At 48.6% G+C, this 3,584-nt stretch carries 3 protein-coding genes and 1 pseudogene; 3 read left to right on the forward strand and 1 reads right to left on the reverse strand.

What is annotated here, in order from left to right; genetic code table 11:
* Nucleotides 1-295 precede the first annotated feature (295 nt).
* Nucleotides 296-451: pseudogene (locus M2407_RS26165) on the reverse strand (Rpn family recombination-promoting nuclease/putative transposase); the annotation flags it as partial.
* A gap of 384 nt (nt 452-835) precedes the next feature.
* Here M2407_RS26165 and M2407_RS26170 point away from each other — a divergent pair.
* The 3 genes from M2407_RS26170 (at nt 836) to M2407_RS26180 (ending at nt 3,524) form a co-directional block, all read left to right on the forward strand.
* Nucleotides 836-1,081 carry a type II toxin-antitoxin system CcdA family antitoxin gene (locus M2407_RS26170; protein ID WP_259220271.1) on the forward strand — a complete coding sequence of 82 codons (246 nt, stop codon included), beginning with the start codon at nt 836-838 and terminating at the stop codon, nt 1,079-1,081.
* Nucleotides 1,081-1,398 (forward strand): CcdB family protein, encoded by a 318-nt coding sequence (locus M2407_RS26175; protein WP_259220272.1) that lies wholly within the window; start codon nt 1,081-1,083, stop codon nt 1,396-1,398. Before M2407_RS26170 ends, M2407_RS26175 begins: the two co-directional genes overlap by 1 nt.
* Nucleotides 1,399-2,942: 1,544 nt before the next feature.
* Entirely contained in the window at nt 2,943-3,524 is a 582-nt protein-coding gene (locus tag M2407_RS26180; RefSeq protein ID WP_310445889.1) for a tyrosine-type recombinase/integrase, read from the forward strand.
* Nucleotides 3,525-3,584: the final 60 nt, after the last annotated feature.

Below are 3,584 nucleotides of genomic sequence, written 5' to 3' on the forward strand. Positions count from 1 at the left end.
CCGCCACAGTGCCTGTGAGGATCAACCCCCTGCAGTTTATGAAAGTGCCTGGTTCATGAGGCACGGAACAGTCTAGGAAACTAGGGTCTATTCACAATCCGAAACTGCCAGCCGAAGGCGCAAGGGATAAGGTATGGTCAGCACAAGCAAATCCCGGTAAACATCGTAATATGTAAGAAGCCAAAACGGTTGTCAGGCTTCGCTGCTTATTCCGGTTATTTCGATCAGTGATTCCGGCGATTCCGATCGTTCTTCTCTCGCTGTTTATTTCTACTCTTAGTTTTTAACCGGTCTGATCGGTTTGCGCCAGTTGGCCAGCCAGTGCCGGATCGCTGAAGTTCTGCAGCCAGCTCATCGGGTACGGTGTTACCTGGCCATGATAGAACAGGATCGGGATCACCTGCGGCAGCTGCGTGTGACCGGCGGCCAGATGGCGCTGCATGCCCCCCATGTCAGCTACCGTGTTGAGTCAAGAAAAATATCGCTTTAGAGTTAGAGACGATTCCCTATGCTGCGGATCAGCTCTGAAACCACGCGCTGCAGTGAAACCGGATTCTCATCCTCCGGGTGTCCGTTGGAGTGCAGGTGTAGCGCACAGATCTCTTCCCTGAAAGGCTTTTTATAGGGGCTAGCCCCCTCCTTTATTGTCCGTGACACAGCCTGTAATGAAACACATTCACTAAGTCGCGGACATATTCACTGCATCCGCCAAGCTTTGAAGCTCAATAAACAGGTCTACCGTACAATATTGTTCGGATCCCAAACGCACCCCGTATTTGTTGTTCCATATTTGCGTGCTATAGTTATGCATATAAATCATGTGCAGGAGGTTGTAATGAGAACGAATGTAGCTGAGAAAAAACGTAGTACAAACGTATACTTAAATGCTGGTTTGCTTGAAGAAGCCAAAGAGCTGGACTTGAATGTTTCCGCGATATCTAACCAGGCGCTGGAAGTGGCCGTTAAGGAACGCAAGCGTGAGCGCTGGATCGCGGAAAATCGGGCTGGTATCGAGGCCTTAAATAGCTTTGTGGAAGAGGCCGGGCTTTTTTCAGATGATGAAAATTTTAGGGTGATTTAGTGAAACAGTTTACAGTTTACAAAAATAGATCTCGAAATAAACAGGCATATCCGTATTTTATAGATGTGCAGGCAGATATGCTTGCACATCTGAACACTCGCCTGGTTATGCCTTTAACACAAAAAGCTAACTCTAATTCTCAGGTAAAGGTGTTAACGCCAGTAATAACTATTGAGCAGGTAGATTATGTTGTTCTGGCTACCATGATAACGACAACGGATGTAAAAAATCTGAAAGATGAAGATGCGATAATGGATGCTTCACACTTACGTGATCAACTGGTTTCTGCAATCGATATGATGATTTTAGGTATTTAAAATTTTCTGGTTTGGGATAAATTTCATTAGCCGTGGGCGTGTGTTTGTTCTACCTTACCCGCAATTACTCAATGAGGACGTTATGGCCAAGATGAGATTTGAAAGTTCACAGGATAAAATGATTTTTTAAATTCGTGGTCATGAATCATTTTCTGAAATGGAAACCACATGACTTGAACATTGCGATGAAACTATGGGGGAAAACTCTCCCGATAGAGTGGTTGAATATCCTGTATATTTTTTTCTCTATATTCATCGGTTCGATGTACATTTTTTATCGCGGCCACGGTAACCTTTTGTGTTTCCATCATGGTCAGTGGGTGTATTTTAGGATGATGAATGATGAATGATGGATGCCTTAAATATAAGCCCGGTGTGGGAATGGCTACATCCTATAAAAGAAAACGGTAGAAGGAAACACGTGTTAAAATAAAAGAGGTTAACGAAGAGGAAGCATTTGAATCTGCCCAGCATGAATACTGGCGGCAATGGAAAAAACTCTATAAGAGTGAGTTAAGTTACGAAGAATGGAAGCAAAAAGTGCTTAATTCGACGCGATAAAGAATATGATACGGCTGTGTTTACGGCTTTGCTTGCAGGCCAAAATGGACTCCCTGTGCCGAGCGTGTTCTCGCCAGCGCATAAAACCTGGTGGGGTGCGTAAGCGGACTCAGGCGCGTTCCCCCTGCTCACTCTGGCAGTGATCGAGGTTTCCGCTTTTGTATTTCCGGTAAGGCCCCGCCCTGCCTCATAAACGCAAGATGCAGTGGTTGTAGGTCAGTAACAGCCCCTGCATGTTGTGTTTAAGCCCCGCCCCCTGCCCCGCGTTACGGGCCGGTGTCGATTATTTGCTTCCGAGCTCGGGGATAATTCCAGAAGCCGGAAACGAAACGGAGTGGCTGACCGATCACCGTCCTTGCCGTTCTTGATCGCCCGTATATACCCACCATTCTCATCCAGCTCTCCATCATTCGGCTTTATGCGAGGAAAGCCGACTTGTACAGAAGTTATCCCCCGTTTCTGTGGATAACCTATATATGGTATATTGGGTGCGGTTTTTAACACTGCATAGGGTGTTTTTAACCTCTGGCGGCGGTTTGACGGGCGTCAGCCGCCGCCAGTATTTGGATCCCCACCCCTCGGTATTTATCCGTTATACTCCAGTTTTACCGATTTGCAGATCCGCGGCAGCAGATTTATTGCGAACGATCACCGTGGCGTTATCAGGCACAATAGGGGCTGAGTTTTCTGCCAGTACCCGCCCTCCTCCGCCGAAAATGGGTGAATCTTCAGCTGATTGCGCTACGTAAAAAATAAATTTTTATCAGGGCCATAGTACTGCAGATTTTACGTAGCGCGATCGGGAGAGATCCCTGATTCTCCGCTTGCCCGAGGACCGGTTGGTAGAGAAAGGTGGAGGAATTTTCTGATAGGGCCATTCTGAATTTACGAGGTGAACTGTGTCACTGATAGCCTATGAATCTGCCGCCTCCGGTACGGAAGCGCTCCCCAGCCCCTACTTTGATTTTGCTCAGGCCGTGGCCATGCGTCGAATGGCGCTGAATCTGTCGGATCAACCGGCCTATCTGCTGGCACCGGAGATCATCTTATTGCTCGACAACATTGCCGATCTGCGCCGGCGAATGCTGTTTGATTTTTTATGGAACACCGGCGCGCGCATCAACGAAGCCCTGGCCGTCACACCGAAAGACATTGTGCTCGATGCCGTCAAACCCTTTGTCGTGCTGCGAACCTTAAAACAGCGCAACCAAACAGCAGGCCGTCGCGGCCGCCCCGGGAAAGAGTCGCCGGTGAAACGCACCGTGCCGCTGCTTGACCCCGGTTTTGCGCGCCGGCTGCGCGATCATCTGGCCACCTTTACCCGCTTTATCACCAAACCGGTCTGGGAGATCTCCGATGATACCGCCCGCAATTGGTTGAAGGATGCCCTGGGTAATGCGCAACGAAACGGAATGCACTTCTCCATTGAAAGCATCACCCCTCATACGTTTCGGCACAGTTTTGCCATGCATCTGCTCTATAACCGGGTACACCCGAAGATCCTGCAATCGTTCATGGGACACCGGGATTACGGTGCGTGTCAAGGTAGTTGTCGCCTCAGTTGATTCAAGCAGCCAGGGTTTCCCGCTCCCGATTCAACCATGTTTCATTCTGCCATTTCCAGT

Origin of the sequence: Serratia sp. BIGb0234, assembly GCF_024809915.1 — a bacterium.
GTDB lineage: Bacteria > Pseudomonadota > Gammaproteobacteria > Enterobacterales > Enterobacteriaceae > Serratia > Serratia liquefaciens.

Bases quoted from the DNA above. Each gene is read 5' to 3' on its own strand.
- M2407_RS26170 (WP_259220271.1), top strand. From the start codon at position 836: ATGAGAACGAATGTAGCTGAGAAAAAACGTAGTACAAACGTATACTTA.
- M2407_RS26180 (WP_310445889.1), top strand. From the start codon at position 2,943: ATGCGTCGAATGGCGCTGAATCTGTCGGATCAACCGGCCTATCTGCTG.